The sequence below is a fragment of the Microbacterium sp. MMO-20 genome, assembly GCF_037147735.1.
GTDB lineage: Bacteria > Actinomycetota > Actinomycetes > Actinomycetales > Microbacteriaceae > Microbacterium.
The window spans coordinates 431789-457383 of sequence record NZ_JBBCUU010000001.1 but is presented as its reverse complement, the minus strand read 5'-3'; the positions used below and the strand labels follow the sequence as shown (position 1 = coordinate 457383).

The window sequence follows — 25595 nt, the reverse complement described above, 5'->3', positions numbered from 1 at the left end:
GGCGGCGCTGACCCAGGGCGGGCTCAGGCCGGCCGGTAGCGCTGCGCGACGGCACCCGACACGAAGTCGCGACGGTCGACGAGCCGCAGCGTCATCCGGTCGCGGAGTCCCGCGAGCAGCGTGGGGCCGTGCCCGGCGACCATAGGCTGCACGACGAAGATGTACTCGTCGATGAGTCCCGCGTCGGCGAGCGCCACCGGCAGGGTCACTCCTCCGAGGAGGATCATCCCCTCGGTTTCGTCTTTCAGGCGACGCACGGATGCCACGAGGTCGCCTGCGACGCGCTCCGCGTTCCAGCCGAGGTCGGTCGGCGACGAGGCGACGACGTGTTTGCGCGCCGCGCCGATGACCTCGGCGAAGGCCTGGTCGTCGGCATCCATCCAGTCCGGCCACGGCCCGGCGACGGGCCGGCGCCACGCGTCGCGCATCATCTCGTACGTCACCCGGCCGTAGAGGAGGGACCGGGCGTCGGCGATCATGCCGGTCCAGTACGCCATCGACTCCGCGTCGGGCGCGAGGCCCGCCTCGTGATGGCACGAACCGTCGAGGGTGACGTTGATCGCGTAGCGGATCGTGCCCATCGTCGACCTTTCGCGTCGTGGCCTCAGTCCGGCGTCAGACGATTCCTGCGCGGATGCCGTCGAGCGAGGCGGCGACGCCGGGGAGACGCTCGGCGAGGACTTCGTCGAGCTCGAACAGGCGACTGCGCGCGTCGCGGAGGATCTTCGCGCCCTTGGGTGTGACGTGCAGGTCGCTCGCGGCGCCGGCATGAGCTGTCGCGTCTTCGACGAGCCCGTCGTCGACGAGCGTGCGGACCGCCGTGTGCGCCGATTGAACGGTGATGTGCGAGCGGCGCGCCAGCTCCGAGAACGAGATGCCGGGCTCCGCGTAGATGTGCCCGAGCAGGCCGAACTTGCGCGTCGTGATGCCGATGTCGCGCAGGATCGACGAGAGCTGCCCCTCCCACATCGCCGACACCGCGAGGAGCGCGATGACGGGGCTGAAGCGGGGGTCGTCCTGACTCATAGGCACATGCTAGCGAGCGGGCGGCGATGTCCGAGGTGCGGCGTACCGTGATTCCATCGAGCGAAGGGCAGGAAAATGGACTGGAAGATCGAGCTCATCTTCGTCCCGGTCACAGACGTCGACCGTGCGAAGGACTTCTATACGTCGATCGGGTTCCACGCCGATCACGACTCGACACCGTATGAGGGGCTGCGGTTCGTGCAACTGACACCGCCGGGGTCGGCGTGTTCCATCGCGATCGGCACGAACCTCGGTTCGACCCTCGCCCCCGGCTCCCTCGATGCGATCCAGGTCGTCGTCGCCGATGCAGATGCCGCACTCGCCCAGTTGCGTGAGCTCGGCATCGCGGCTGAGGGTGTGGATGAACAGGACTGGGGCCGCTTCGTGACGTTCGCCGATCCCGACGGCAACCGGTGGACGCTGCAGCAGCTGGTTCCCTACGACTGACGACCGACGCGTCAGCTGCGTCCTCCGGGAGGGCCGATCAGCAAGAGGACAGCGAAGATCGCGGCGACGAGCACGAGCAGCGCGAGGAAGAGCACCCACGGACGGCGCAGGAACCAAGCGAGCGGCCGGTCGTACCAGCGCGCGTCGGATGCCGCGGCATCTGGAGAGGTCCGCCACTCCCCCGCGAGCATCCCGCGGCGGTGCGCCCAGCGCTCTGCCGGGATGGTCGCGTACGGCACGATCGCACTGAGAAGCGCGAGGAGGGTCGGCCCGACTCGCCAGCGGTTGTTGAGAGCGACGAGCACAACGGTGGCGCCGTAGGAGAGGAACACGAATCCGTGGATGCCGCCGCCGATCGTGACAGCGGGAGCCCACCCGGTCGCGGCGCGCACGATGAGACCCGCGATCAGCAATGTCCAAGAGACGACCTCGGCGAAGGCGAGCGCGCGAAAGAGTGTGAAGGGAGAACGGAACATACCTTCAGTTTATCTGAAGCACGGCCGACCGCCGACCACTCACCCCCGTCGTGCGCCAGCGCGCGGCGTCGTGCACCACAGAGCCCAGACGACGAGCAGCGGCTGAAGGAACAGCCGACCGAGTCGCCGGGCGTCGGTGTCGAGTGCAGGCGCCGACGCGCACGTGAGCCACTGGTGGATGTTGCCGGGGAAGACGGCGACGAAGAGGGCGGCGACCGCCACGCCGACGCGCCGTTGCTCGCGCGGCAGCGCGACGAGCGCCGCTCCCAGCGCAAGCTCCGCAGCACCCGAGACCACCACGATGGTGTCTTTGTCGGTGCGGAGGAGGCGCGTCGCCCAATCGGGCACCACGATGCGGAATCCGCGCCGCAGGATCGACAGGTGGGCGGCGCCGGCGACGAGGAGGAGCGCGGCGAGGAAGAAGCGTGCGACGGTGCGCGTCATCCCCTCACCCTACGTGTGCCCGCGGAAAGCCCCGAGGGACGGTCGTCGCGTGGCGAGCGGGCACCTGCCACACTGAGCCGGAGAGACGAGGAGAGCGATGACACGGCCACGAGGGCATGGACGGACCCTGCTCGACCCTGACTTCGGCTCGCGGCCGCGGCGCTGGCCTCGGCGCTTGGGATGGACTGCGGTCGTCGCACTCGGCCTCAGCGCGGCGTTCGTCGCGACGCCGTGGCCCGCGACGATGATCGTTCGCACTGTTTTCGAGCAGAGCGGGGCTGCCACGGCCGCGGAGATGCAGCGTCATGTGCCGGACACTCCGCTGCGCACCCAGCTCGGTGTCGCGTACGGCCACGACGGCTCCGACACCACGCTGGATCTGTTCACGACCGCGCCGGCGGGCGAGCGGCATCCGACGGTGGTCTGGATCCACGGCGGCGCGTGGGTGTCGGGGTCGAGCGCGAACGTCGACCCGTACCTGCAGATCCTCGCCGCCGAGGGCTACACGGCCATCGGAGTGAACTACAGCCTCGGACCGGAGCGCACCTATCCGACGGCGGTGCGCCAGCTCACCGACGCCCTGAGTTTCATCACGTCGCACGCCGACGAGCTGTCGGCCGATCCCGACACGATCGTCCTGGCGGGCGACTCGGCCGGGGCGCAGCTGGCGAGCCAGATGGCGGTTCTCGCCACCAACCCCGACTACGACGAGCTTCTCGGCATCCGCTCAGCGCTTTCCGCGTCGCAGATCGCCGGGGTCGTCCTCGACTGCGGGGTGTACGACCTGCGCGCGATGGCGAATCTTCGCGGGTTGATCGGCTGGGGCTTCTCGACGTCGCTGTGGGCCTACACCGGCACGAAGGACTGGTCCGTCGAGAGCGCGGGCGCCACGATGTCCACGATCGACTTCGTGACCGCCGACTTTCCGCCGACGTTCATCGGCGGGGGCAACGGCGACGGACTGACCTGGTTGCAGGGCATCCCGATGTCCCAGCGCCTCCGTCAGGAGGGCGTGGATGTCACGACCCTGTTCTGGCCCGCCGATCACACGCCGGCACTGCAGCACGAGTACCAGTTCCACCTCGATCTGCCCGAGGCTCAGCACGCGCTGACCGAGACCCTCGACTTCCTCTCGAGGGTCGCGCCGGTCAGCGCGCGCTGAGCACGGCCGCTCTCAGAAGTCCCAGTCGTCGTCTTCCGTCGCGACGGCCTTGCCGATGACGTACGACGAGCCCGACCCCGAGAAGAAGTCGTGGTTCTCGTCAGCGTTGGGCGAGAGCGCCGAGAGGATCGCGGGGTTCACGTTCGTCACGGTCGACGGGAACATCGCCTCGTAGCCGAGGTTCATGAGCGCCTTGTTCGCGTTGTAGTGCAGGAACTTCTTGACGTCTTCGGTGAGGCCGATGCCGTCGTAGAGGTCCTGCGTGTACTGCACCTCGTTGTCGTAGAGCTCGTACAACAGCGAGAACGTGTAGTCCTTCAGCTCGTCGCGCTCCGCCTGCCCCAGCTGCTCGAGACCCTTCTGGAACTTGTAGCCGATGTAGTAGCCGTGCACGGCCTCGTCGCGGATGATGAGGCGGATGATGTCGGCGGTGTTCGTCAGCTTCGCCTTCGACGACCAGTGCAGCGGCAGGTAGAACCCCGAGTAGAAGAGGAACGACTCGAGCAGGGTCGAGGCGACCTTGCGCTTGAGGGGTTCGTCGCCACGGTAGTAGTCCATGACGATGTGTGCCTTCTTCTGCAGGTTCGGGTTCTCCACCGACCAACGGAACGCGTCATCGATCTCGGGCGTCGAGGCGAGCGTCGAGAAGATCGACGAGTAGCTCTTCGCGTGCACCGACTCCATGAAGGCGATGTTCGTGTACACCGCCTCCTCGTGGGGCGTGATCGCGTCGGGGATGAGCGACACGGCGCCCACGGTCCCCTGGATCGTGTCGAGGAGGGTGAGGCCGGTGAACACCCGCATCGTCGTGGTCTGCTCTTCCGGCGTGAGGGTCGCCCACGACTGCACGTCGTTGGAGAGCGGCACCTTCTCGGGCAGCCAGAAGTTGTTCACGAGGCGATTCCAGACCTCGAGGTCCTTGTCGTCCTGAATGCGGTTCCAGTTGATCGCCTGCACGTGGTCGACGAGCTTGAGCGGTTCGGGAGTCATCTCTTCATCTGTCCTTGAGTGGGAACGCGGGTCACAGCATGCAGCTGACGCACTGGTCGAGCTGCGTGCCCTCCAGCGCCATCTGCCGCAGGCGGATGTAGTAGATCGTCTTGATGCCCTTGCGCCACGCGTAGATCTGCGCCTTGTTGATGTCGCGCGTCGTGGCGGTGTCCTTGAAGAAGAGCGTCAGCGACAGACCCTGATCGACGTGCTGCGTCGCGGCCGCGTAGGTGTCGATGACCTTCTCGTAGCCGATCTCGTAGGCGTCTTCGTAGTACTCCAGGTTGTCGTTCGTCATGAACGGCGCCGGGTAGTAGACGCGACCGATCTTGCCTTCCTTGCGGATCTCGATCTTCGACGCGATCGGGTGGATCGACGACGTCGAGTTGTTGATGTAGGAGATCGAGCCGGTCGGCGGCACGGCCTGCAGATTCTGGTTGTAGATGCCGTGCTTCTGGACGGAGGCCTTGAGCTCCTGCCAGTCCTCCTGCGTCGGGATGTGGATGCCGGCGAACAGCTCCTTCACCTTCTCGGTCTGAGGCTGCCACGCGGCATCCGTGTACTTGTCGAAGAACTCTCCCGACGCGTACGTCGAGTCCGCGAATCCGTCGAACGTCGTACCGCGCTCGATCGCGATCTGGTTCGAGGCGCGCAGCGCGTGGAAGAGCACCGTGTAGAAGTAGATGTTCGTGAAGTCGAGGCCCTCTTCCGAGCCGTAGTGGACGTGCTCGCGCGCGAGGTAGCCGTGCAGGTTCATCTGGCCGAGGCCGATCGCGTGCGAGCGGTCGTTGCCGTCTTCGATCGAGCGCACCGAGGCGATGTGGCTCTGATCGCTGACCGCGGTGAGCGCCCGGATCGAGGTCTCCACCGTGCCCGCGAGGTCTTTGCCGTCCATCGCGAGCGCGATGTTCATCGACCCGAGGTTGCACGAGATGTCCTTGCCGATCTCGGCGTAGGAGAGGTCCTCGTTGTAGGTCGTCGGAGTGTTCACCTGCAGGATCTCGCTGCAGAGGTTCGACATGTTGATCCGACCCTTGATCGGGTTGGCCTTGTTCACCGTGTCCTCGAACATGATGTACGGGTAGCCAGACTCGAACTGGATCTCGGCGAGGGTCTGGAAGAACTCGCGCGCGTTGATCTTCGTCTTCTTGATGCGGGCGTCGTCGACCATCTCGCGGTACTTCTCGGTGACCGAGATGTCGCCGAACGGCACTCCGTAGACCTTCTCCACGTCGTACGGCGAGAAGAGGTACATGTCCTCGCCGTTCTTGGCGAGCTCGAACGTGATGTCGGGGATGACGACACCGAGCGACAGGGTCTTGATGCGGATCTTCTCGTCGGCGTTCTCGCGCTTCGTGTCGAGGAACCGCAGGATGTCGGGGTGGTGGGCCGACAGGTAGACGGCGCCCGCGCCCTGGCGCGCACCGAGCTGGTTGGCGTAGCTGAAGCTGTCTTCGAGCAGCTTCATGACGGGGATGATGCCGGAGGACTGGTTCTCGATCTGCTTGATCGGAGCCCCCGCTTCGCGGATGTTCGAGAGCAGCAGGGCGACGCCGCCACCGCGCTTGGAGAGCTGGAGGGCGGAGTTGATGCCGCGCGCGATCGACTCCATGTTGTCCTCGATGCGCAGCAGGAAGCAGCTGACGAGCTCTCCGCGCTGCGCCTTGCCCGTGTTGAGGAACGTCGGGGTCGCGGGCTGGAAGCGGCCGGAGATGATCTCGTCGACGAGCTGCTCAGCGAGGCGCTGGTCGCCGTCGGCGAGGCCGAGCGCCGTCATGACGACACGATCCTCGAAGCGCTCGAGGTAGCGCTTGCCGTCGAAGGTCTTCAGCGTGTAGCTCGTGTAGTACTTGAAGGCGCCGAGGAACGTCTCGAAGCGGAACTTGGCGGCGTAGGCGCGGTCGTTGAGCGACTGGATGAACTCCAGCGGGTACTTCTCGAGCACGGCGCCCTCGTAGTACTCCTTCTCGACGAGATAGTCGAGACGCTCCTTGAGGGAGTGGAAGAAGACGGTGTTCTGGTTCACGTGCTGCAGGAAGTACTCCCGCGCGGCGCGCTTGTCGGCGTCGAACTGGATCTGCCCGTCGGCGCCGTACAGGTTGAGCATCGCGTTGAGGGCCGTGTAGTCGAGCCCGTCGAATCTCGTGTCGGTCTTGAAAGGCGCCTCGGTCACTGCTGTGTCCACCATCGTTCCAATCCGTCGCTCACGCGTGCGACGTCCTCAGGCGTGCCGAAAAGTTCGAGCCGGTACAAGTGCGGCACGGTGCACTTGCGGCTGATGATGTCGCCGGCGACGCAGAAGTGCTCGCCGAAATTGGTGTTGCCTGCGGAGATCACTCCACGGATGAGGTGACGGTGCTTCTCCTCGTTGAGAAAGCGGATCACCTGTTTGGGGACGGCGCCCTTCTCGACGCCGCGCCCCTGCCCGCCCCCGTAGGTCGGGGTGACGAGCACGAACGGCTCGTCGACCTCGATCCGGGGGTCAGTGGGCAAGAGCGGGATGCGTCGGGCGGGGAGCCCCAGCTTCTCGATGAAGCGCGCCGTGTTGCCGGACGTGCTCGAGAAGTAGACGAGCAGCGGGGCGCTCGTCAGTGTCGGCATCTCAGGCCAGACGGCTCGCGAGCTCGTCGATCTTGTCGGGACGGAAGCCCGACCAGTGGTCCTCGTCGGTCACCACGACCGGTGCCTGCAGGTAGCCGAGCGACTTCACGCGCTCGAGCGCGGCAGCGTCCTCGGACAGGTCGAGAACCTCGTATTCGATGCCCTTCGAGTCCAGTGCCCGGTACGTCGCGTTGCACTGCACGCACGACGGCTTCGTGTAAACCGTGATCGCCATATCGATCCGTTCTCCCCTCACTTCTCGCCCAGTTGGCCGACTGTCCTTCGCCGGGAGTCCAATACTACATATGGGTACCGACACTCGGAAGCACCACAAGGGCTAGTAGTTACATCCGTGTAGTTTTTCACCGCTCTCCCCAGGTACAACACAACTTGTCCACCGTTTCATCCACAGCCGCGAGGGCGATCTCGAACCTGGAAAACACCTGATTCACGCTGAAGTCGTCACCTCCGCCGGCATCCATCCCCAGTCCGGACGCTACGCGGGGGTTCCGACATCGAATTCGCCTGTGGAGAGCGCCATCGGCGTGTCGCGGCGTGTCGCCGAGGCCCCGGCCGGGCGAGTAGCGTTGTGGGGTGGCGGGATACCGGGAGCTCCTGCGCACCTCCGGGGTCGCGCGCATCATCGCCGCACAACTGACGGCGCGCTTCCCCAACGGAATGACGAGCCTCGCGATCCTTCTGCACGTCGAGCAGCAGACCGGTTCGTACGGTGCGGCGGGCCTCGTCCTCGCGGCGGCATCCATCGGTCAGGCGACCGCCGGACCCGTCACGAGCAGGTGGATGGGGATCTGGGGCATCCGCCGCGTGCTCACCCTCACGACGGCGGTGTGCGCCGCGGCCCTGCTGGTCCTCGCACTCGTCCCGATGGGCGTGGTCGGCTACATGATCTTCGGCCTTCTGGCCGGCCTCTCCACCCCGCCCGTGCAATCCGCGGTGCGCACGATCTACCCCAAGCTCGTCAACGCGCGCCAGCTCACGGCGCTCTTCTCCCTGGACGCGAGCCTGCAGGAGATCATCTGGATCCTCGCGCCCGTCGTCATCACACTCGTCGCGACGCAGGCGGGGACGGTCCCGGCGCTCCTGCTGATCGTCGTCATCCTCGTCGGGGGCGGCGCGTGGTTCATCCTCTCCCCCGAGGTCGGCAGAGTGCGCATCCCGCGCAGCCGCCGTGCGTTCGGCAAGGTCCTCGGCAAGCCCATGGTTCTCCTCGGCACGGTCATCGGCTTCCTCCTCATCGGCGCGTGCGCCGCCGTCGAGGCAGCGGTCGTGGCGACCTTCGGGCACGGCGGCATCGAGGCGGGCCTCGTCCTCGCCGTCTTCTCGATCGGGTCCCTCGCGGGCGGTCTCGCGTTCGGCCACATCCCCATGGGCCCCTGGGCGATGGCGCGGCGCCTCGTGATCGTCACCGTCGGCCTCGCCGCGGCCGTGCTCTTCGTCGGCGAGATCAGCGCAGCCACACCGTGGTGGGTGAGCCTCTGCCTCCTCATCGCGGGCGTCGGCGTGGCCCCGGCTCTCGCGGTGATGTTCGCGATGACCTCGGCATCCGTCAAGTTCAGCGAGACGGCGGAGGCCTACGGTTGGATCGGCACCGGTCAACTGATCGGAGCCGCTCTCGGCTCGGCCGTCGCCGGCTTCCTCATCGACGATGTCGGGGTGACGGGCGCGTACGCGGCGGCTGCGGGCTTCGCACTCGTGGGCGCGATCGTCGCCGTCGTGTTCGTGCGGGGCTTCCTCGACCTGCGTGGCCGTGATGCGAGCCCGATCCCCGACACCGAACCGGTTCAGACCATCACGTGAGGTCGCTTTAGGCTGGCTGCATGCCCGTTCCCGTCACGCTTCCCCGACTCTCCTGGGGCGCGCCGCACGCGCCGCGCCACGCCCTCCTCATCCACGGCCTCGGTTCCAACGGGGCGCTCATGTGGCGCTACGGCGCGTGGCTCGCGGATGCCGGGTGGCACGCCACCGCCGTCGACCTGCGCGGTCACGGCACCGCTCCTCGCGCGCTCGACTACACGATCGACGCGTACGCGTCTGACGTGCTGCACACGGCGGCGCCCGACGGCGAGCCGTGGGACCTCGTCATCGGGCACTCCCTCGGCGGCGCCGCCGCGACCGCAGCGAGCGCGGCGACCCCGGCGTGGACGCGGCGACTCGTCCTGATCGATCCGGCGATCCACCTCTCCGACCACGACCGCGCCGTCGTGGGCAACAGCCAGCAGCGCTCGTTCGCCGACACCTCCGCCGGAGCCGTTCGCGACGAGCACCCGCACTGGCATGAGCAGGACATCGAGCTGAAGGCGCTCTCCGCCCAGCAGGTGAGCCGGTGGGCGGTCGAGCAGACGAGCACGCAGAACACGCCGTGGGACGTGCGGGCCGCCGTCGCGCGACTGACAGCACCTACACATATCATCGCGAGCGACCCGAAGGTCTACTCGATCTTCCAGGGGGCCCTCGCCGACGAGGTGCTGCAGAACCCGGTCGTCTCGATGTCGGTCGTCACCGGTGCCGGGCACTCCCCGCACCGCGACAAGCCCGAGGACACCCTCGCCCACCTCGCCGCAGCGCTCGCCTGACGTCGACGGGGCTCAGGCGCTGCGACGGACGAGCGCGAGCAGCGCCAGCGCGTAGGCGTCGGCCGGTTCCGGGTGCTCGAACGACAGCGGCTCACCCTGGATCACGGCATCCACCCGGTACGCGTCCTCGAGTCGGGTGAGGGAGCGGAAGGTCGCACGCAAGAGCTCCCGCAGCTGGTCCTCGCGCGGGAGCCACAGCGCATCCTCGAGGGCAACCGAATCGAGCGCCCACTCCGTCGTGCCGTTGAAGGCGAGGATCACGCCGGTCGGGTAGTTCCGCGGCTCGATCGTCATCTCGCTCACCGTGTACACGTCGGCCTCGAACTCCGGCTCGTCGAGCTGGAATCGATCGCCGGAGGCGGGATGCCACACGAGCCCTGCGTCACGGAGGGCGAGCGCGAGATCGGTGGAGATCATGCCTCCATCCTGCCCGTCGTCACGTCGGGTAGGGCCAGGATGGAAGGGTGAGTGCTTTCGATCCCGCCGCGTACCTGTCCGATGAGCTGCTGGAGCGCATCCGCTCGCGGGCGGCGACCGTCGACGCCGAGAACCGCTTCCCCGAGGAGGACCTCGCCGACCTGAAGGATGCCGGGTACCTCTCGATCCTCGTCCCCCGTGAGCGAGGCGGCGCGGGGCTCGGTCTCGCCGAGGCGTCCGTCCTCCAGCAGCGGCTGGCGACGGCGGCGCCCGCGACGGCCCTTGCGATCAACATGCACCTCGTGTGGACGGGGGTCGCGAAGGTGTTCTCGGACCGCGGCATCCCCGGCCTCGAGTTCGTGCAGGACGGGGCTGCAGCGGGCGAGGTGTTCGCGTTCGGGATCAGCGAGGCGGGCAACGATCTCGTTCTGTTCGGCAGCGACACCGGGGCCGAACCGCGGCCGGACGGGTCGTACGCCTTCACAGGCACGAAGATCTTCACATCGCTCGCCCCCGCGTGGACCCAGCTCGGCCTGCACGGCCTCGACACCACCTCGCCGGACGGTCCGCAGATGGTCTACGCGTTCGTTCCGCGGACGGATGCCGTGACGACGCGCGACGACTGGGACACGGTCGGCATGCGCGGCACCCAATCTCGCACGACGGAGCTGCACGAAGCGGTGGCGCCCGCGAACCGCGTCGTGCGACGGGTCGCCCCGGGGCCGAACCCCGACCCGATCGTTTTCGGCATCTTCAGCGTGTTCGAGATCCTTCTCGCATCCGTCTACACCGGCGTCGCGCGGCGCGCACTCGACCTCGCCGTCGAGGTTGCGAAGGGTCGCCGCTCGAAGAAGACCGGGCTCGCCTACAGCGACGACCCGGACATCCGCTGGCGTATCGCCGAGATGGCGCTCGCCTACGACGCGCTCCTCCCCCAGATCGCCGCGCTGGCCGCCGACGTCGATGCGCGGGCGGACCATGGTGCGCTGTGGTTCGCGAAGCTGGCGGGTCTCAAGCACCGCGCCGTCGTCGCGGCGAAGCAGGTCGTCGACGAGGCCATGCTGGTCGCGGGCGGGTCGTCGTACTTCACGCGGTCGGAACTGTCGCGCCTCTACCGCGACGTGCTCGCCGGCATGTTCCACCCCTCCGACCCCGAGTCGGCGCACTCGACCGTGGCCGCCGCGTGGCTCGGGCCCGTCGCCGGCTGACGGAAGACAGGGCGCCCGAGTGACGCGGTGCCCAACCGAGCCGCAACTGCAAGGGATCGTGACGGACACGCCGCACCGAACGGCATCCGCTCGGCGTGTCGCCTACGATCCCTTGCAGTTGCGCACGACCCACGGCACCCGCACGGCGCATCCCCCCCGCGCGCGACGTCAGCGGGTGTCGAAGTCGTAGGCCTTCAGGAGCTCCGCGACCGCCTGGTCGCGTTCGGCGCCGCCTTCGGCGAACATGTGCGCGACGTGGGTGCGCAGATGGTTCTCGACGAGGAGCTTGTCGAGGGATGCCAGTGCCTTCTGGATCGCACGGGACTGGGCGATGATGTCCATGCAGTAGTCCTCGTTCTCGATCATCTTCGCGAGCCCCCGCACCTGACCCTCGATGATGGCCGTGCGGTGGCGGGCGCGCTTCTTGATGTCGTCGATCACGCCGCCAGAATACGCCTCGCGCAGCGGACGGATCCCGGCCCGGGCGAAGGGTGCGTGTCAGACTTGCCCCATGCCCCGCACCCCCACAGCGCTCCTCAGCCCCGCCGATCAGGAGCGGCGGCGGTCGCTCCGGGTCATGAAGGGTGTCGCGCTCGGGGCGCTCGTGTTCATGGCGGTGCTGTTCGTCGTCGCATTCGTCACGCAGGAGCGCATCCCCGCGATGGCCTACGTGCGCGCCGCGGCGGAGGGCGGCATGGTGGGTGCCCTCGCCGACTGGTTCGCTGTGACGGCGCTGTTCCGCCACCCCCTCGGCATCCCGATCCCCCACACGGCGATCATCCCGAAGCGCAAGGACGAGATCGGACGAAGCCTCGGCGAGTTCATCGAGACCAACTTCCTCGAGGGCTCCGTCGTGCGCGCGAAGCTCGAATCCACGAAGATCGCCGCGACCGCCGGCGAGTGGCTGCGCGATCCCGAGCACGCCGAGCTGCTCTCCCGCGAGGCGTCGGCGATGGCCACCGGCATCCTGAACGCACTCAGCGACGACGAGGTCCAAGACCTCATCAGCGACCTCGCGCGCGAGCACTTGCTGAGCCCGGAGTGGGCCCCGACGATCGGCGGCTGGATGGAGCGCGTCGTGGAGGCAGGGGCGCATCACGGCGCCGTCGACCTCGGCGTGGACAGTCTCGCGACCTGGCTGCACGCGAACCGTGAGTCGTTCTCGGGACTCGTGTCGCGTCGTCTGCCCTCGTGGGTGCCGTCCGTGGCGATGCGCCTCGTCGACGACACGGTCTATCACGAGGCAGTCAAGTTCGTCGACGCGGTGCAGCGCGACCCGGAGCACCCCGCCCGGCACGCCGTCGACAAGTACCTCACGCGCCTCGCGGGCAACCTGCAGCACGATCCGGCAACGATCGGACGCCTCGAAGACGCCAAGAGCGCGGTCTTCGACAGCCCGCGCGTGCGTGAGCTCGCCGCCGAGGCCTGGAACACGGCGAAGTCCGGGCTCCTGAAGAGCCTCGCCGACCCCGAGAGCGCGTTGCGTCGGCGCGTCACCGCCGCTCTCGTGGAGGTGGGCGACCGGCTCGTCGTCGACCCCGCGCTCCAGGCGCGGGTCGACGCCCGCGTCGCGGATGCCGCCGTATTCCTCGTCGACCGTTACCGCCACGACATCGCGTCGATCATCACCGACACGGTCGAGAAGTGGGACCCCGCCGAGACGACCGAGAAGATCGAGCTCATGGTCGGCCGCGACCTGCAGTACATCCGCCTCAACGGCACGATCGTGGGAGCCCTCGCGGGGCTCGTGATCTTCGCGATCGCGCACGCCGTGCTGGTGTGACCCTCGCTCGCACGCGGGCACCGCGGTAGCGTGGAGACGTGAGCGTGGAACCCTCAGATCAGCTGCTGTTCACATACGGCACGCTGCAGCACGCCGAGGTGCAGCTCGACACGTTCGGCCGCCTCGTCGCGGGCGAACCGGACGCGCTGCCGGGCTACACGATCGACTACGTCGAGATCGAGGATCAGCGCGTCGTCGACGTCTCGGGCCTGTCCGTGCACCCTGTTCTGCGCGCGACGGGCAATCCACTCGACAAGGTGACCGGCGTCGTGCTGCACGTGAGCGCCGCCGAACTCGACGCCGCCGACGCCTACGAGGTCTCGCTCTATCGCCGCATCTCCGTCGCGCTCACGAGCGGCCGCGAGGCCTGGGTGTACGTCGGCTGATGGCCCTCTCCCACGATCCTCTCTGGCCGCGCGCCGGCGACTGGCCCGCGCCCGCCGAAGGTGAGCCCTGGGATGCCGTCGTCCTCGGCGCCCCTGCCTGGCGGACGTCGCTCTCACCGACGGGTGCGCACGCCACCCCCGCCGCGGTCCGCGACGCTCTGCGCCGGTACAGCCCGACGCTCATGGGACCCCCGCCGATCGATCTCGCACATGCGTTGCGGATCGCCGACGCCGGCGACGTCTCCGAGCCGGATGGGCCGAGCGGCGAAAGCGAGCTGCGCGCCCGCGTCGGCACGCTGTCCGCGGCATCCGACCTCGTCGTCGCCCTCGGCGGCGACAACTCGATCACCTACGCGGTAGCGCAGGGGGCGGATGCCGCAGGGCTCATCACCCTCGACGCGCACTTCGACCTGCGTGACGGAGTCTCGAACGGCTCGCCCGTGCGCCGCCTCGTCGAAGACGGACTCGATCCCGCGCGCATCGTGCAGATCGGCATCGCCGATTTCGCCAACTCGGCCGCGTACGCGCGGCGCGCCGCCGACCTCGGCATCCGCGCCATCACGCTCGACGACCTCCGGCGCCGAGGTATCGACGACGTGGTCACTGAAGCTCTGGAGGTGGCGGGAGGCGGCGGAGCGGCCTCCCCCGACGCCCGTCGCGGCATCCATCTCGACGTCGACGTCGACGTCTGCGACCGCGCCGTGGCGCCCGGGTGTCCGGCTTCGGTGCCCGGTGGACTGGCCGCGTGGGAACTGCGCGCGCTCGTGCGCGCTCTCGCGACGGACGCGCGCGTGCGGTCGGCGGACATCGTCGAGGTCGACGCGACCGCGGATGCCGCCGACGGGCGCACCGTGCGCCTCGCCGCGCTGTGCGTGCTCGACCTGCTCGCCGGCGTGCACGCCCGGAAGGAGCACGCATGACCACGCTCGTCCTCGTCCGACACGCGAAGAGCGATTGGGGCAGCCCCGCGCTCGACGATCACGATCGGCCGCTCAATGCGCGCGGCCTGCGCGATGCTCCCGCCCTCGCTCGGCGGCTCGCCGTGTCGGCGGTGCGCCCGCAGGCGCTCCTCTCCTCGACGGCCCTGCGCGCGCGGACCACCGCCGCGTTCTTCGGCGAGGCGCTGGGCCTCGAGCCCGAGCTCGACCCGGAGCTCTACGGCGCCCCGGCGTCGAGGATCTTCGGCGCAGCCGTTGCGCGCGGCGTCGACCGCGTCGCCGTCGTCGCTCACGACCCGGGCATGACGGTGCTCGCGGAGCGGCTCTCCGGCGGCGGCATCGGTCACATGACCACGTGCGCCGTGGCGACCTTCGTGTGGACCAGCGACGACTGGGATGTCGCGGAGGCGATCGACCCCGACAGTTGGACCTTCGACAGTCCCTGACGACCGCCTCCGACGGCCCGCCCCGCTCCGCTCAGCGCACCGGCATCTCGCCGCGGTACACCGCGTGCACGAGCGGCACGCCGGGCCGGTACGCCAGGTGCGTGCGGGAGGGCGCGTCGAGCACGACGAGGTCGGCGCGGGCGCCGACGCCGAGGTGTCCGACGTCGCCCCGACGCAGGGCGCGCGCACCGCCCGCCGTCGCGGCCCAGACGGCCTCGGCGACCGTCATGCCCATTTCGCGGACAGCCAAGGCGACCATGAGCGGCATCGAGCTCGTGAAGCTCGAACCGGGGTTGCAGTCGCTCGCGAGCGCGACGGTCACGCCTGCGTCGATCAAGCGGCGCGCATCGGGATAGGGGTGTCGCGTGGAGAACTCAACGCCGGGCAGCAGCGTCGCGACGACGTCGCCCGCGGCGAGAGCCGCGACGTCCGCGTCGCTGAGGTAGGTGCAGTGGTCGATGGATGCCGCGCCCGCGACGGCGGCGACCCGCGCGCCTGCGCCATAGCCGAGCTGGTTGCCGTGCACGCGCACGCCGAGCCCCGCGTCGCGCCCCGCCCGCAGAATCCGCTCGCTCTCGGCGGGCGTGAACGCGCCGGTCTCGCAGAAGACGTCGACCCACCGGGCGTACGGACGGACCGCGTCGAGCATGGGTCCGCAGACGAGGTCGACGTAGGCGGCGCGATCGCCCTCGTACTCGGCGGGCACGACGTGCGCACCGAGGAAGGTGACCTCGTCGGTGACCTCCGCGGCGAGGCGAGCGAGGCGCGCCTCCCCCGCCACAGTCAGGTCGTACCCCGTCTTCACCTCGAACGTCGTCGTGCCCTGGGCGTGGAGCTCGGCCTCGAACCCGGCCAGCCGCGCGCGCAGGTCGTCGTCGGTCGCCGCCCGAGTCGCGGTGACTGTGCGCCGGATGCCGCCCGCGGCATACGGCACTCCGGCCATGCGCGCCTCGAACTCGTCCGCGCGGTCGCCGCCGAAGACGAGGTGCGTGTGGCTGTCGACGAACCCGGGCACGACGGCCCGCCCTCCGGCATCCACGACCCGCTCGACGCCGCAAGCGTCGGGGGCGGCCTCCGCATCGTTCGCGCGCCCGACCCACGCGACGATGCCGTCCTCGATCCGGATCGCGGCGTCGCGGATGAGGCCGGTCGCGTCGGCGGGGTCGTCGCCGGCGCCGACGACGTTCGTCGTCAGCTCGCCGATCCCCGCGACCAGCAGGGATGTCACGGCGTGTCCAGCATCGGGATCGTCAGACCGCGCTCCCGGGCGACCTCGCGGGCGCGCGGATAGCCGGCATCCACATGCCGCATGACGCCCGTCCCGGGATCGTTCGTGAGAACGCGCTCGATCTTCTCAGCGGCGAGAGCGGTGCCGTCGGCGACGGTGACCTGTCCGGCATGGATCGAGCGGCCGATGCCGACGCCGCCGCCGTGGTGGATCGACACCCACGACGCGCCCGACGCCGTGTTGAGAAGCGCGTTGAGCAGCGGCCAGTCGGCGATCGCGTCGGAACCGTCCGCCATCGCCTCGGTCTCGCGGTACGGCGAGGCGACCGAGCCGGAGTCGAGATGGTCGCGACCGATGACGATCGGACCCGCGAGCTCCCCGGACGCGACCATCTCGTTGAAGCGCAGCCCCGCGAGGTGGCGCTCCTTGTAGCCGAGCCAGCAGATCCGCGCGGGAAGTCCCTCGAAGTGCACGGTCTCGCCCGCGCGCGTGAGCCAGCGATGCAGGCCGGCGTCGTGGGGAAAGAGCTCCATCACGGCACGATCGGTCTTCGCGATGTCCTCCGGCTCGCCTGACAGCGCGACCCAACGGAACGGCCCGCGCCCCTCCTCGAACTGCGGCCTGATGTAGGCCGGAACGAAACCCGGGAACGCGAATGCCCGATCGAAGCCGCCGAGCTCGGCCTCGCGCCGGATCGAGTTGCCGTAGTCGAACACGGCCGCGCCCGCGTCCTGGAAACCGACCATCGCGGCGACGTGCGCCGCCATGGAGGCGCGCGCCCGGTCGGTGAAAGTGGTCGGGTCGGATGCCGCGGCATCCTTCCATTCCGCGACTGGAATGCCGATCGGAAGGTACGCGAGCGGGTCGTGCGCGCTCGTCTGGTCGGTGACGACGTCGATCGCGATCTCACCGAGGCCGTGCCGGCGCAGGAGTTCCGGGAAGACCTCGGCGGCGTTGCCGACGACGCCGACGCTGAGCGCATCGCCGGCGGCTTTCGCGGCGACGACGCGCGCGACGGCGGCATCCAGATCGGTCGTGTACTCGTCGAGGTAGCCGTGCTCGACGCGGCGCCGCAGTCGCGACTCGTCGACGTCGACGATCAGAACGACGCCGTCGTTGAGGGTCACCGCGAGCGGCTGCGCACCGCCCATGCCTCCCGCGCCGGCCGTAAGCGTGAGCGTCCCCGCGAGGCTGTCGCGCCCGAGCGAGCGTGCGACCGCAGCGAACGTCTCGTACGTGCCCTGCAGAATTCCCTGCGTGCCGATGTAGATCCACGATCCGGCCGTCATCTGGCCGTACATCGTGAGGCCGAGGTCTTCGAGCCTGCGGAACTCGGGCCACGTCGCCCAGTCGCCGACGAGGTTCGAGTTCGCGATGAGCACGCGCGGCGCCCACTCATGAGTGCGGAAGACGCCGACGGGTTTTCCGGACTGGACCAGAAGTGTCTCGTCGGGTTCGAGTTCGTCGAGCGTGCGGATGATCGCGTCGTAGGCCTCCCACGAGCGCGCCGCGCGGCCCGTGCCGCCGTAGACGACGAGGTCTTCGGGATGCTCGGCGACCTCGGGGTCGAGATTGTTCATGAGCATGCGCTTCGCGGCTTCGGCGCCCCAGCTCTTCGCGGTGCGCTCCGCACCGCGCGGTGCGCGGATCGGCTCTCTCATAACCGTCCTCCTTCGGTGTCGTCGGTGAGGGATGCTGCGGCGCGTGCGATCTCGCCGGTGAGCACGAGTTCGGTGACGGCTTCGAGATCGGGACTGACGTAGCGATCCGGACCCGGTCCGGCGACGCCCGCGCGTCGTACCGCGTCGCGGACCGCGGCTGTGGCGGGTGCGGGTTCTAGTGGCGCGCGCAGGTCCAGCGCCCGGCACCCCGTGACGATCTCGATCGCGAGGACGCGTGCGAGGCCGTCGATCGCGCGGCGAAGCTTGCGCGCACCCGCCCATCCCATCGAGACGTGGTCCTCCTGCATCGCCGACGAGGGGATCGAGTCGACCGACGCCGGCACCGCGAGACGCTTGAGCTCGGACACGATGCCCGCCGCCGCGTACTGCGCGATCATGAGACCCGAATCCACGCCGACCTCGTCGGCGAGGAACGGCGGCAGGCCGTTGCTGCGCGTGCGGTCGAGGGCGCGGTCGGTGCGGCGCTCGGAGATGGATGCCACGTCGGCGACCGCGATCGCGAGGAAGTCGAGGACGTACGCGACCGGCGCACCGTGGAAGTTGCCGTTGGATTCCACCCGACCGTCCGAGGTCACGACGGGGTTGTCGACGGCCGATGCGAGTTCGCGCGACGCGACGAGCGCGGCGTGGTCCACCGTGTCGCGAGCGGCACCGTGCACCTGCGGAGAGCAGCGCAGCGAATAGGCATCCTGCACACGCGTGCAGAGGGCCGGATCGCGATGGCTCGCCATGATCTCCGATCCCGCGAGAAGCGCGCGCAGGCGCGCCGCCGACGCCGCCTGACCGAGCTGCGGCCGCAGCGCCATGAGGTCGGCCGCGAAGACGGCATCCGTCCCGAGCTGGCTTTCGACCGAGAGCGCCGCCGCGATGTCGGCGGTGTCGACAAGGGTGCCGAGGTCGTCGAGGGCGAGGAGCAGCATGCCGAGCATGCCATCGGTGCCGTTGATGAGGGCGAGCCCCTCCTTCTCCTCGAGCACGAGCGGCGCGATGCCGGCGGCGGCGAGCGCGTCGGCGGCATCCCTTTCCTCGCCTGCGGCGTCGCGCACCTGCCCCTCACCGAGCGCGGCGAGCGCAACGTGCGACAGCGGGGCGAGGTCCCCCGAGCAGCCGAGCGAGCCGTACTCGCGCACGATCGGCGTGATGCCGGCGTCGAGCATCGCCGCGTACGTCTCGACGACCACGGGGCGGACACCGGTGTGGCCGGTGGCGAGGGTCTGCAGACGCAAGAGCATGAGAGCGCGGACGACCTCGCGCTCGACCTCGAGGCCGGTGCCGGCTGCGTGCGAGCGGATGAGCGACGCCTGCAGCTGCCGGCGGCGTTCGGGCGCGATGAAGGTCGTCGCCAGCGCCCCGAATCCGGTCGAGATGCCGTAGTGCGGTTCGGGGTCGTCGGCGAGACGCTCGATGAGGGCGCGGGATGCCGCGACCCGCGCCATCGCGTCGGGCGCGATCTCGACGCGTGCGCCGGATCGAGCGACGGCGACGACCTCGGCGGGGGCGAGCGGGCGGGAGCCGACGACGACGGGGATCGCGGTCGCGGATGCGGGGGCGGGAGACATGCGTCGATTCCATCGCGCTCGACACGCGTTCGACAGAGGATCCTGGCATTCTGTGTCTGTGATCCCAGACAACGTGGTGCCCGCGCCGCAAGTGCCCGCCGCCGACCAGACGCTGCGCATCCTCTCGTTCCTCTCGCGCCAGCGCGGCCCGGTCGCGGCACGCACGATCGCCGAGAATCTCGGCATCCCGCGCTCGAGCGTGTACCACCTGCTCGGCGTCATGGTGCTGCACGGCTTCGTCGTGCACGTCGCCGCCGAAGGGCGGTGGGGCCTCGGCACCGCCGCGTTCGAGCTCGCCGGCGGGTACGCGCGCCAGCAGCCGCTCGCCCGACTCGGCCGCCCGCTCGTGGCGGGGCTGGCCGACCGCACCGGCGAGAGCGCTCACCTCGCCGTGATGACGGGCCGCGATGTGGTCTACATCGTCGAGGAGCGCGCGCCGCGCCGGCCGGCCCTCGTCACCGACGTCGGCGTGCGTCTGCCCGCGCACCTCACGGCCACCGGGCGCGCGATGCTCGCCGCGCTCCCCCGGGAGCAGGTGCGGGCGCTCTACCCGGATGCGACCGCCTTCGCCGATCGGACGGGCCGCGGTCCGGGGCGCCCGGCGGAGCTGCGCGAGGTGCTCCGGGCGGTCCGGGCGGACGGATACGCGACCGAGGACGGGGAGGTGACTCCCGGGCTCCGCTCTGTGGGCGTGGCCGTCCGCGACCACGCCGGGTGGCCGGTCGCCGCCTTCGCCGTCACCTGGGCGGACGACGAACGTGATGCGGCCGCGATCGTGGCGGCGGTGACAACGAGTGCCGCGGAGCTCGCCCGACGGCTGCTGTGACGAAAGAAGAGCGCGTCCCCGTTCAGTCGACCTTCGTAACCGTGCCGCCGGTGAGTCGGACGAGTTCGTCGTAGGTCAGCGGGAAGACGGTGTGGGGCGTGCCACCCGCGGCCCAGATCTCGGGGAAGGCGGCGAGCGCCTCGTCCACGACGGTGGGAAGCGGCGCGGGATGCCCCGTCGGTGCGACGCCCCCGATCGCCTGGCCCGTCGCCTCGCGCACCTGTTCGACCGTCGCCCGGACGATGCTCGTGCGGCCGAGACGCTCGGCGAGCGCCGCGGTGTCGACGCGGTGCGCTCCGCTCGTCATGACGAGCAGGGGTGCACCGTCCGACCAGAACACGAGCGAGTTGGCGATGGCGCCGACCTCGACGCCCAGCGCGGCGGCCGCGAGCGCCGCCGTCGACGCGGCATCCGGCAGCACGACGATCTCGCCCCTGATGCCGGCCGCCCGCAGGGCGTCCTGAACGAGGCGGCTGCGCGGATGGAGGGAGTCGTCGCTCATGCGCTCAGCCTAAGGCTCTCGGGTTACACACGCCGACGGAGCGTGGCGCCGACGCGCTGACGACGGCAGGCTGGAGCCATGACCCGGTTCCTGCGCCTGCTCCGTCGCTATCCCGTCATCGCAGCGACCGTGCTCGCCGGTGCCGTCGTGCTCATCCTCGACATGACCGGTCAGGCCACTGTCGCCCGCGTGCTCGCGACGGCCTACGTGTCCGCCGTGATCGTGTGGACGCTCATCGGAATGATCCGCGACGTTCTGCGCGGCCACGTCGGCCTTGACGTGCTCGCGGTCGTCGCCATGGTGGCCACCCTCGCCGTCGGCGAGTACGTGGCCGCGCTCATCATCGTGCTCATGCTGAGCGGCGGTGAAGCGCTCGAGGACTACGCCGGGCGGCGTGCGAAGCGGGAGCTCACGGCACTTCTGGATCGCGCCCCTCAGACGGCGCACGTCGTCCGCCGCATCGGCGGCGACGAACAGATCCGCGACGTCCCGGCCGACGACGTCGCCGTCGGCGACGAACTGCTCATCCGACCGGCCGAGGTCGTCCCCGTGGACGGCGAACTCCTCAGCGACGAGGGGAGCTTCGACGAATCGTCCATCACGGGCGAGAGCCTTCCGGTGACGAGGACGACGGGCGACGAGGTGCTGTCCGGCGCGGTGAACGGGTCGCGTGCCGTGCGGGTCCGGGCGACCAAGCGCAGCGCCGACAGCCAGTTCCAGCAGATCGTCAACCTGGTGCGCGACGCGCAGGAGTCCCGCGCGCCGGTCGTGCGCCTCGCCGATCGCTTCGCGATCCCCTTCACGGCGGTGTCCCTCGTCATCGCCGGCGCCGCGTGGGGCCTGTCCGGCGACTCGACCCGATTCGCCGAGGTCCTCGTGCTCGCGACCCCGTGCCCTCTGCTCATCGCGGCTCCGGTCGCCTTTCTCGGCGGGCTCTCGCGCGCCGCGAAGGCGGGGATCATCGTCAAGGGCGGCTCGGTCATCGAGCAGCTCGCGCGCGTCGCATCGGCCGCGTTCGACAAGACGGGAACGCTCACGCAGGGTCATCCCGTCCTGGTCGACGTGGTGGTTGCGAACGGTTTCACCGGCGACGACGTGCTCGCCCTCGCCGCGTCGGCCGAGCAGTACTCGTCGCACGTGCTCGCGGACGGCATTCGCCGCGCGGCGCGCGATCGCGGCCTCGACCTCCGCCCGGCGAGCGAGGCACGCGAGGCGGCGACCAACGGTGTCACGGCGCAGATCGACGGACGCACCGTCGTCGTCGGGAAGCCCGCGTACATCGCCGCGCTCGCGCCCGACACCGCGCGCGCGGAGCTGCGCCCCGGGCAGGCCGCCGCCTACGTCGCCATCGACGGACGCTTCGCGGGCGTCCTCGTGCTCGCCGACGATGCGCGCCCCGAGTCTCCCGCGGTCGTCGCCTGGCTCCGCGCGCACGGCGTGGAACGGATCGCGATGCTCACAGGCGACGCGGCGCCCACCGCAGAGGCGATCGCCGCGGAGGTCGGCATCGCCGAGGTTCACGCGGAACTCCTTCCCGCCGAGAAGGTCCATCTCGCCTCGCTCATGCGCCCGCGCCCGCTGCTCATGGTGGGCGACGGCGTCAACGACGCCCCGGTGCTGGCGGCCGCCGACATCGGAGTGGCGCTGGGGGCGAAGGGGTCGACGGCTGCCGGCGATGCCGCCGACGCGGTCATCCTCAAGGACTCGCTGGAGGGTGTCGCTGAGGCCGTCCACATCGGACGGCACACGCTCCGGGTCGCCTTCACCGCGATCTGGATCGGCATCGCGCTCAGCATCGGGCTCATGCTCGTCGCGACGACGGGATTGATCCCCGCCGTGGTCGGCGCCCTCGTCCAGGAACTCGTCGACCTCGCGACGATCCTCTACGCGCTGCGCGCCCTCGGCGGTGAGAGATTCGTCCTGCCCGACGCAGCCTCGGCGCCCGTGGGGGCCGCGCGCACGGCACAATAGGTGTGGATGCCGCAAAGCCGCGGCATCCGCTGAGCACCGCCCACAAGGCACGCCGAAAGAGGACGCGATGACGCACACCCTGCCCCTGCCCGACTTCACCCACGAACGCGTGGAGGTGAGCACGGGTCCGCGCAGCGGCCTCGTCATCACCGTCGCGCTGCATTCGTCCGCGCTCGGCTCCGCCCTCGGCGGCGCCCGTCTGTGGACCTACCCGCACTTCACCGACGCGACATTCGACGCGCTGCGCCTCTCCGCCGCGATGACCCTCAAGAACGCCGCCGCAGGCCTCGACGCGGGCGGCGGCAAGTCCGTCATCTGTCTGCCGCCCGGCACGACGCTCGACGGCGATCGCCGCCGCGCCGCCTTCCTCGACCTCGGCGACGCCGTCGAACGCATGGACGGCCAGTACCGCACCGCCGAGGACGTCGGATCGACGACCGACGACATGCTCACCGTGAGCGAGCGCACGAGCCACGTCGTGGGCCTCCCCGACTCCGCAGGCGGTTCCGGCGAGCCCGCCGGCCCGACGAGCCTCGGCGTCTACGAGGCCATGCGCGCGACGCTCGAGCGCCTGGACGGCATGAGCGCGGCGGATGCCGCTGTCGCGGGCCGGCGCATCACGATCTCCGGCCTCGGCCAGGTCGGCAGCCGCCTCGCCGTGCGCCTCGCCGCAGAGGGCGCCCTCCTCACCGTGACCGACGTCAACCCCGCCCGTCGCGACCTCGCCGCCGAGCTCGGCGCGCACTGGGTCGACCCCGGCACCGAGCACCTCGTGGCGGCGGACGTCTTCGTTCCGGCGGGCATCGGCGGCGTGCTCGACGACGCGGTCATCGACGCGCTGGCGGCTCGCGCCGTGTGCGGCCCCGCGAACAATCCGCTGGCCGAGCGTGCGGGCGCGGACCGCCTCTCCGCCCGCGGCATCCTGTACGCACCCGATTTCGTCGTCAACGCCGGCGGTGTCATCTATCTCGATCTCGAAGCGAAGCACCTCGGCAGTCGCGCCGAGATCATGGACCGCGTCGCCGGAATCGGCGACGTCGTCCGTGCGATCTTCGACGATGCCGAGGAGCACGGGATCACGCCGCTGGATGCCGCGGAGCAGCGCGCCGCCGCGCGTCTGCGCGCCGCCGCGGCGACATCCGCGCTCGTCTGAGGCGAACCCGCATACGAAAGGGCGGACCCGGTGCCACAAAAGGTGGAACCGGGTCCGCCATGGTGCGAGGATGGTGCCACCCGGCACCGCCGCCGGGTGATCCGCGCCGTCGAAGGAGACCGCCCGTGTTCACCAGCCCGTTCCCCGATGTCGAGATCCCGCAGGCGAGCATCTACGACGACCTGTTCGGCGATCTGAGCGCCGACGACGCCGCCCGGATCGCTCTCATCGACCCCGCGACAGGCGCCGAGACGACGTACGGCGCTCTGAAGGCCCAGATCGACGCCTTCGCCGGCGCGCTCGCGGCACGCGGCGTCGGCGTCGACACGGTCGTGGCGCTCCTCTGCCCCAACGTCCCCGCGTTCGCAACGGTCTTCCACGGCGCGCTGCGCGCCGGAGCTACCGTCACGACGCTCAACTCGCTCTACACGCCCGGCGAGATCCAGAAGCAGCTGACGGATGCCGAGGCCACCTGGTTCGTCACCGTGAGCCCGCTCCTCCCCCAGGCCCTCGCCGCTGCGGAGGCCGTCGGCATCCCCGACGACCACCTCATCGTCCTCGACGGCACCGCCGAGACGACACCCGCCCACCCGAACCTGCGCGCGCTGCTCACCGAGGGGCGCACGCCGCCGGAGGTCGCGTTCGATCCGGCCACGCACGTCGCCGTCCTGCCCTACTCGTCGGGGACCACCGGGATCCCCAAGGGCGTCATGCTGAGCCACCGCAATCTCGTGGCGAATGTGGCACAGTGCCGCATCAACATCGACCTGAAGAACTCCGACCGCGTGCTCGCCGTCCTGCCGTTCTTCCACATCTACGGAATGACGGTGCTCCTGAACCTCGCGCTCAAGCAGCGCGCGACCCTCGTGACGATGCCGAAGTTCGACCTCGTCCAGTTCCTCGACAACATCCAGACCTACAAGTGCACGTACCTCTACATCGCGCCGCCGATCGCCGTCGCTCTCGCGAAGCACCCGATCGTCGACCAGTACGACATCTCGACGGTGCACACGATCTTCTCGGGCGCTGCTCCCCTCGACGGCGATACGGCGGAGGCCGCCGGCCGGCGCCTGGGCGCCCGCATGATGCAGGGCTACGGGATGAGCGAACTGAGCCCCGTCTCTCACGCAATGCCCTATACGCGCCACGACATCCCGGTGAGTTCGGTCGGCACGATCCTCCCGAACATCGTCTGCAAGCTCGTCGACACCGAGACGGGCGCGGAGATCACCGAGATCGGTGAGGACGGGCAGACGCGCCCCGGCGAGCTGTGGGTCAAGGGGCCGAACGTCATGCTCGGGTACCTGGGCAAGCCCGACGCGACGGCGGAGACGCTGGATGCCGACGGCTTCCTCCACACCGGCGACGTCGCCGTCTACCACGAGGGTGGCTATTTCTCGATCGTCGAGCGGGTGAAGGAGCTCATCAAGTACCACGGCTACCAGATCGCCCCGGCCGAGCTCGAGGCTCTGCTGCTGAGCCACCCGCAGGTGCTGGATGCCGCCGTCATCGGAGTGCAGGGCGACGACCACGAAGAGATCCCGAAGGCGTTCGTGGTCGCCGCGCCCGACTCCGGGCTCACCGAGGAGGACGTGAAGGCGTTCGTCGCCGAGAACGTCGCTCCATACAAGAAGGTGCGCCGCGTCGAGTTCATCGATCAGATCCCGAAGTCGACCTCCGGCAAGATCCTGCGCAAGGACCTTCGAGCCCGGGAAACGGCGCGGGAGGCCGAGCGCGCCGCCGCGCAGTAGAGCAG

The 25595-nt window shown here is 69.8% G+C and carries 27 protein-coding genes; 13 read left to right on the top strand and 14 right to left on the bottom strand.

The genetic code is table 11. From position 1 onward, the window contains the following. Positions 1-23: 23 nt before the first annotated feature. Positions 24-581: a dihydrofolate reductase family protein gene (locus WFI52_RS02340; RefSeq protein WP_336625193.1), complete on the bottom strand. Its 558-nt coding sequence runs from the start codon at positions 579-581 to the stop codon at positions 24-26. 34 nt (positions 582-615) lie between these two features. Further along, on the bottom strand, positions 616-1026 hold the full coding sequence (locus WFI52_RS02335) for a MarR family winged helix-turn-helix transcriptional regulator (protein WP_336625194.1): 411 nt from the start codon (positions 1024-1026) through the stop codon (positions 616-618). A gap of 75 nt (positions 1027-1101) precedes the next feature. On the opposite strand from WFI52_RS02335, the gene WFI52_RS02330 reads away from it, so the two are divergent. Beyond that, positions 1102-1473 (top strand): VOC family protein, encoded by a 372-nt coding sequence (locus WFI52_RS02330; protein WP_336625195.1) that lies wholly within the window; start codon positions 1102-1104, stop codon positions 1471-1473. An 11-nt stretch (positions 1474-1484) separates the two neighbouring features. On the opposite strand, the gene WFI52_RS02325 is transcribed toward WFI52_RS02330, so the two are convergent. Together WFI52_RS02325 and WFI52_RS02320 are read right to left on the bottom strand one after the other, a co-directional pair. Beyond that, positions 1485-1949 (bottom strand): DUF3817 domain-containing protein, encoded by a 465-nt coding sequence (locus WFI52_RS02325; RefSeq protein WP_336625196.1) that lies wholly within the window; start codon positions 1947-1949, stop codon positions 1485-1487. 39 nt (positions 1950-1988) lie between these two features. Next, positions 1989-2393 carry a hypothetical protein gene (locus WFI52_RS02320; protein ID WP_336625197.1) on the bottom strand — a complete coding sequence of 135 codons (405 nt, stop codon included), beginning with the start codon at positions 2391-2393 and terminating at the stop codon, positions 1989-1991. A gap of 175 nt (positions 2394-2568) precedes the next feature. Between WFI52_RS02320 and WFI52_RS02315 the strand changes: the two genes are divergently transcribed. Beyond that, complete coding sequence (locus WFI52_RS02315; protein WP_336625198.1) at positions 2569-3555, top strand: alpha/beta hydrolase; 987 nt, start codon at positions 2569-2571, stop codon at positions 3553-3555. Positions 3556-3567: 12 nt separating this feature from the next. Here WFI52_RS02315 and nrdF read toward each other — a convergent pair whose 3' ends face one another. Genes nrdF through nrdH form a run of 4 tightly spaced genes read right to left on the bottom strand, consistent with a single transcriptional unit; the run spans position 3568 to position 7381 of the window. After that, positions 3568-4545, bottom strand: coding sequence for a class 1b ribonucleoside-diphosphate reductase subunit beta (nrdF, locus tag WFI52_RS02310; protein ID WP_336625199.1), 978 nt, complete (start codon positions 4543-4545; stop codon positions 3568-3570). 31 nt (positions 4546-4576) lie between these two features. Beyond that, positions 4577-6733, bottom strand: coding sequence for a class 1b ribonucleoside-diphosphate reductase subunit alpha (nrdE, locus tag WFI52_RS02305; RefSeq protein ID WP_336625200.1), 2157 nt, complete (start codon positions 6731-6733; stop codon positions 4577-4579). Continuing rightward, positions 6715-7146, bottom strand: a complete 432-nt coding sequence (nrdI, locus tag WFI52_RS02300; RefSeq protein WP_336625201.1) for a class Ib ribonucleoside-diphosphate reductase assembly flavoprotein NrdI — start codon at positions 7144-7146, stop codon at positions 6715-6717. Before nrdI ends, nrdE begins: the two co-directional genes overlap by 19 nt. Position 7147: 1 nt before the next feature. After that, positions 7148-7381: a glutaredoxin-like protein NrdH gene (gene nrdH / locus WFI52_RS02295; RefSeq protein WP_336625202.1), complete on the bottom strand. Its 234-nt coding sequence runs from the start codon at positions 7379-7381 to the stop codon at positions 7148-7150. 359 nt (positions 7382-7740) lie between these two features. Between nrdH and WFI52_RS02290 the strand changes: the two genes are divergently transcribed. After that, positions 7741-8964: an MFS transporter gene (locus WFI52_RS02290; protein WP_336625203.1), complete on the top strand. Its 1224-nt coding sequence runs from the start codon at positions 7741-7743 to the stop codon at positions 8962-8964. A 20-nt stretch (positions 8965-8984) separates the two neighbouring features. Continuing rightward, a complete protein-coding gene (locus WFI52_RS02285; protein WP_336625204.1) occupies positions 8985-9740 on the top strand; it encodes an alpha/beta fold hydrolase in 756 nt (251 codons plus the stop codon). Positions 9741-9752: 12 nt separating this feature from the next. Here the strand turns inward: WFI52_RS02285 and WFI52_RS02280 are convergent, their stop codons facing one another. Next, entirely contained in the window at positions 9753-10157 is a 405-nt protein-coding gene (locus WFI52_RS02280) for a pilus assembly protein CpaE (protein WP_336625205.1), read from the bottom strand. Positions 10158-10204: 47 nt separating this feature from the next. Here WFI52_RS02280 and WFI52_RS02275 point away from each other — a divergent pair, with 47 nt between their 5' ends. Continuing rightward, positions 10205-11365 carry an acyl-CoA dehydrogenase family protein gene (locus tag WFI52_RS02275; RefSeq protein ID WP_336625206.1) on the top strand — a complete coding sequence of 387 codons (1161 nt, stop codon included), beginning with the start codon at positions 10205-10207 and terminating at the stop codon, positions 11363-11365. Positions 11366-11533: 168 nt separating this feature from the next. Here the strand turns inward: WFI52_RS02275 and WFI52_RS02270 are convergent, their stop codons facing one another. Continuing rightward, the gene (locus tag WFI52_RS02270) at positions 11534-11806 is read right to left on the bottom strand and encodes a metal-sensitive transcriptional regulator (protein ID WP_336625207.1); all 273 of its coding nucleotides are present in this window, start codon (positions 11804-11806) and stop codon (positions 11534-11536) included. Positions 11807-11876: 70 nt separating this feature from the next. On the opposite strand from WFI52_RS02270, the gene WFI52_RS02265 reads away from it, so the two are divergent. The 4 genes from WFI52_RS02265 to WFI52_RS02250 are packed head-to-tail and all read left to right on the top strand — an operon-like array spanning position 11877 to position 14918. Further along, positions 11877-13148 (top strand): DUF445 domain-containing protein, encoded by a 1272-nt coding sequence (locus tag WFI52_RS02265; RefSeq protein ID WP_336625208.1) that lies wholly within the window; start codon positions 11877-11879, stop codon positions 13146-13148. 38 nt (positions 13149-13186) lie between these two features. Continuing rightward, positions 13187-13534, top strand: coding sequence for a gamma-glutamylcyclotransferase family protein (locus WFI52_RS02260; RefSeq protein WP_336625209.1), 348 nt, complete (start codon positions 13187-13189; stop codon positions 13532-13534). Next, complete coding sequence (locus WFI52_RS02255) at positions 13534-14454, top strand: arginase family protein (RefSeq protein WP_336625210.1); 921 nt, start codon at positions 13534-13536, stop codon at positions 14452-14454. Before WFI52_RS02260 ends, WFI52_RS02255 begins: the two co-directional genes overlap by 1 nt. Further along, complete coding sequence (locus WFI52_RS02250) at positions 14451-14918, top strand: SixA phosphatase family protein (protein ID WP_336625211.1); 468 nt, start codon at positions 14451-14453, stop codon at positions 14916-14918. Before WFI52_RS02255 ends, WFI52_RS02250 begins: the two co-directional genes overlap by 4 nt. A gap of 31 nt (positions 14919-14949) precedes the next feature. On the opposite strand, the gene hutI is transcribed toward WFI52_RS02250, so the two are convergent. Genes hutI through hutH form a run of 3 tightly spaced genes read right to left on the bottom strand, consistent with a single transcriptional unit; the run spans position 14950 to position 19387 of the window. Beyond that, positions 14950-16146, bottom strand: coding sequence for an imidazolonepropionase (hutI, locus tag WFI52_RS02245; RefSeq protein ID WP_336625212.1), 1197 nt, complete (start codon positions 16144-16146; stop codon positions 14950-14952). Beyond that, positions 16143-17807 carry a urocanate hydratase gene (gene hutU, locus WFI52_RS02240; protein ID WP_336625213.1) on the bottom strand — a complete coding sequence of 555 codons (1665 nt, stop codon included), beginning with the start codon at positions 17805-17807 and terminating at the stop codon, positions 16143-16145. The genes hutI and hutU overlap by 4 nt, the downstream gene beginning before the upstream one ends. Further along, positions 17804-19387, bottom strand: a complete 1584-nt coding sequence (gene hutH / locus WFI52_RS02235; protein WP_336625214.1) for a histidine ammonia-lyase — start codon at positions 19385-19387, stop codon at positions 17804-17806. The genes hutU and hutH overlap by 4 nt, the downstream gene beginning before the upstream one ends. 52 nt (positions 19388-19439) lie before the next feature. Between hutH and WFI52_RS02230 the strand changes: the two genes are divergently transcribed. Continuing rightward, positions 19440-20213: an IclR family transcriptional regulator gene (locus WFI52_RS02230; protein ID WP_336625215.1), complete on the top strand. Its 774-nt coding sequence runs from the start codon at positions 19440-19442 to the stop codon at positions 20211-20213. 22 nt (positions 20214-20235) lie between these two features. Here the strand turns inward: WFI52_RS02230 and WFI52_RS02225 are convergent, their stop codons facing one another. Further along, complete coding sequence (locus WFI52_RS02225) at positions 20236-20715, bottom strand: YbaK/EbsC family protein (protein WP_336625216.1); 480 nt, start codon at positions 20713-20715, stop codon at positions 20236-20238. A 78-nt stretch (positions 20716-20793) separates the two neighbouring features. On the opposite strand from WFI52_RS02225, the gene WFI52_RS02220 reads away from it, so the two are divergent. From WFI52_RS02220 to WFI52_RS02210, 3 genes are all read left to right on the top strand, one after another. Then, complete coding sequence (locus WFI52_RS02220) at positions 20794-22686, top strand: heavy metal translocating P-type ATPase (RefSeq protein WP_336625217.1); 1893 nt, start codon at positions 20794-20796, stop codon at positions 22684-22686. 67 nt (positions 22687-22753) lie between these two features. After that, complete coding sequence (locus tag WFI52_RS02215) at positions 22754-23839, top strand: Glu/Leu/Phe/Val dehydrogenase family protein (RefSeq protein ID WP_336625218.1); 1086 nt, start codon at positions 22754-22756, stop codon at positions 23837-23839. A 125-nt stretch (positions 23840-23964) separates the two neighbouring features. After that, positions 23965-25590 (top strand): AMP-binding protein, encoded by a 1626-nt coding sequence (locus WFI52_RS02210; RefSeq protein WP_336625219.1) that lies wholly within the window; start codon positions 23965-23967, stop codon positions 25588-25590. Positions 25591-25595 lie beyond the last annotated feature (5 nt).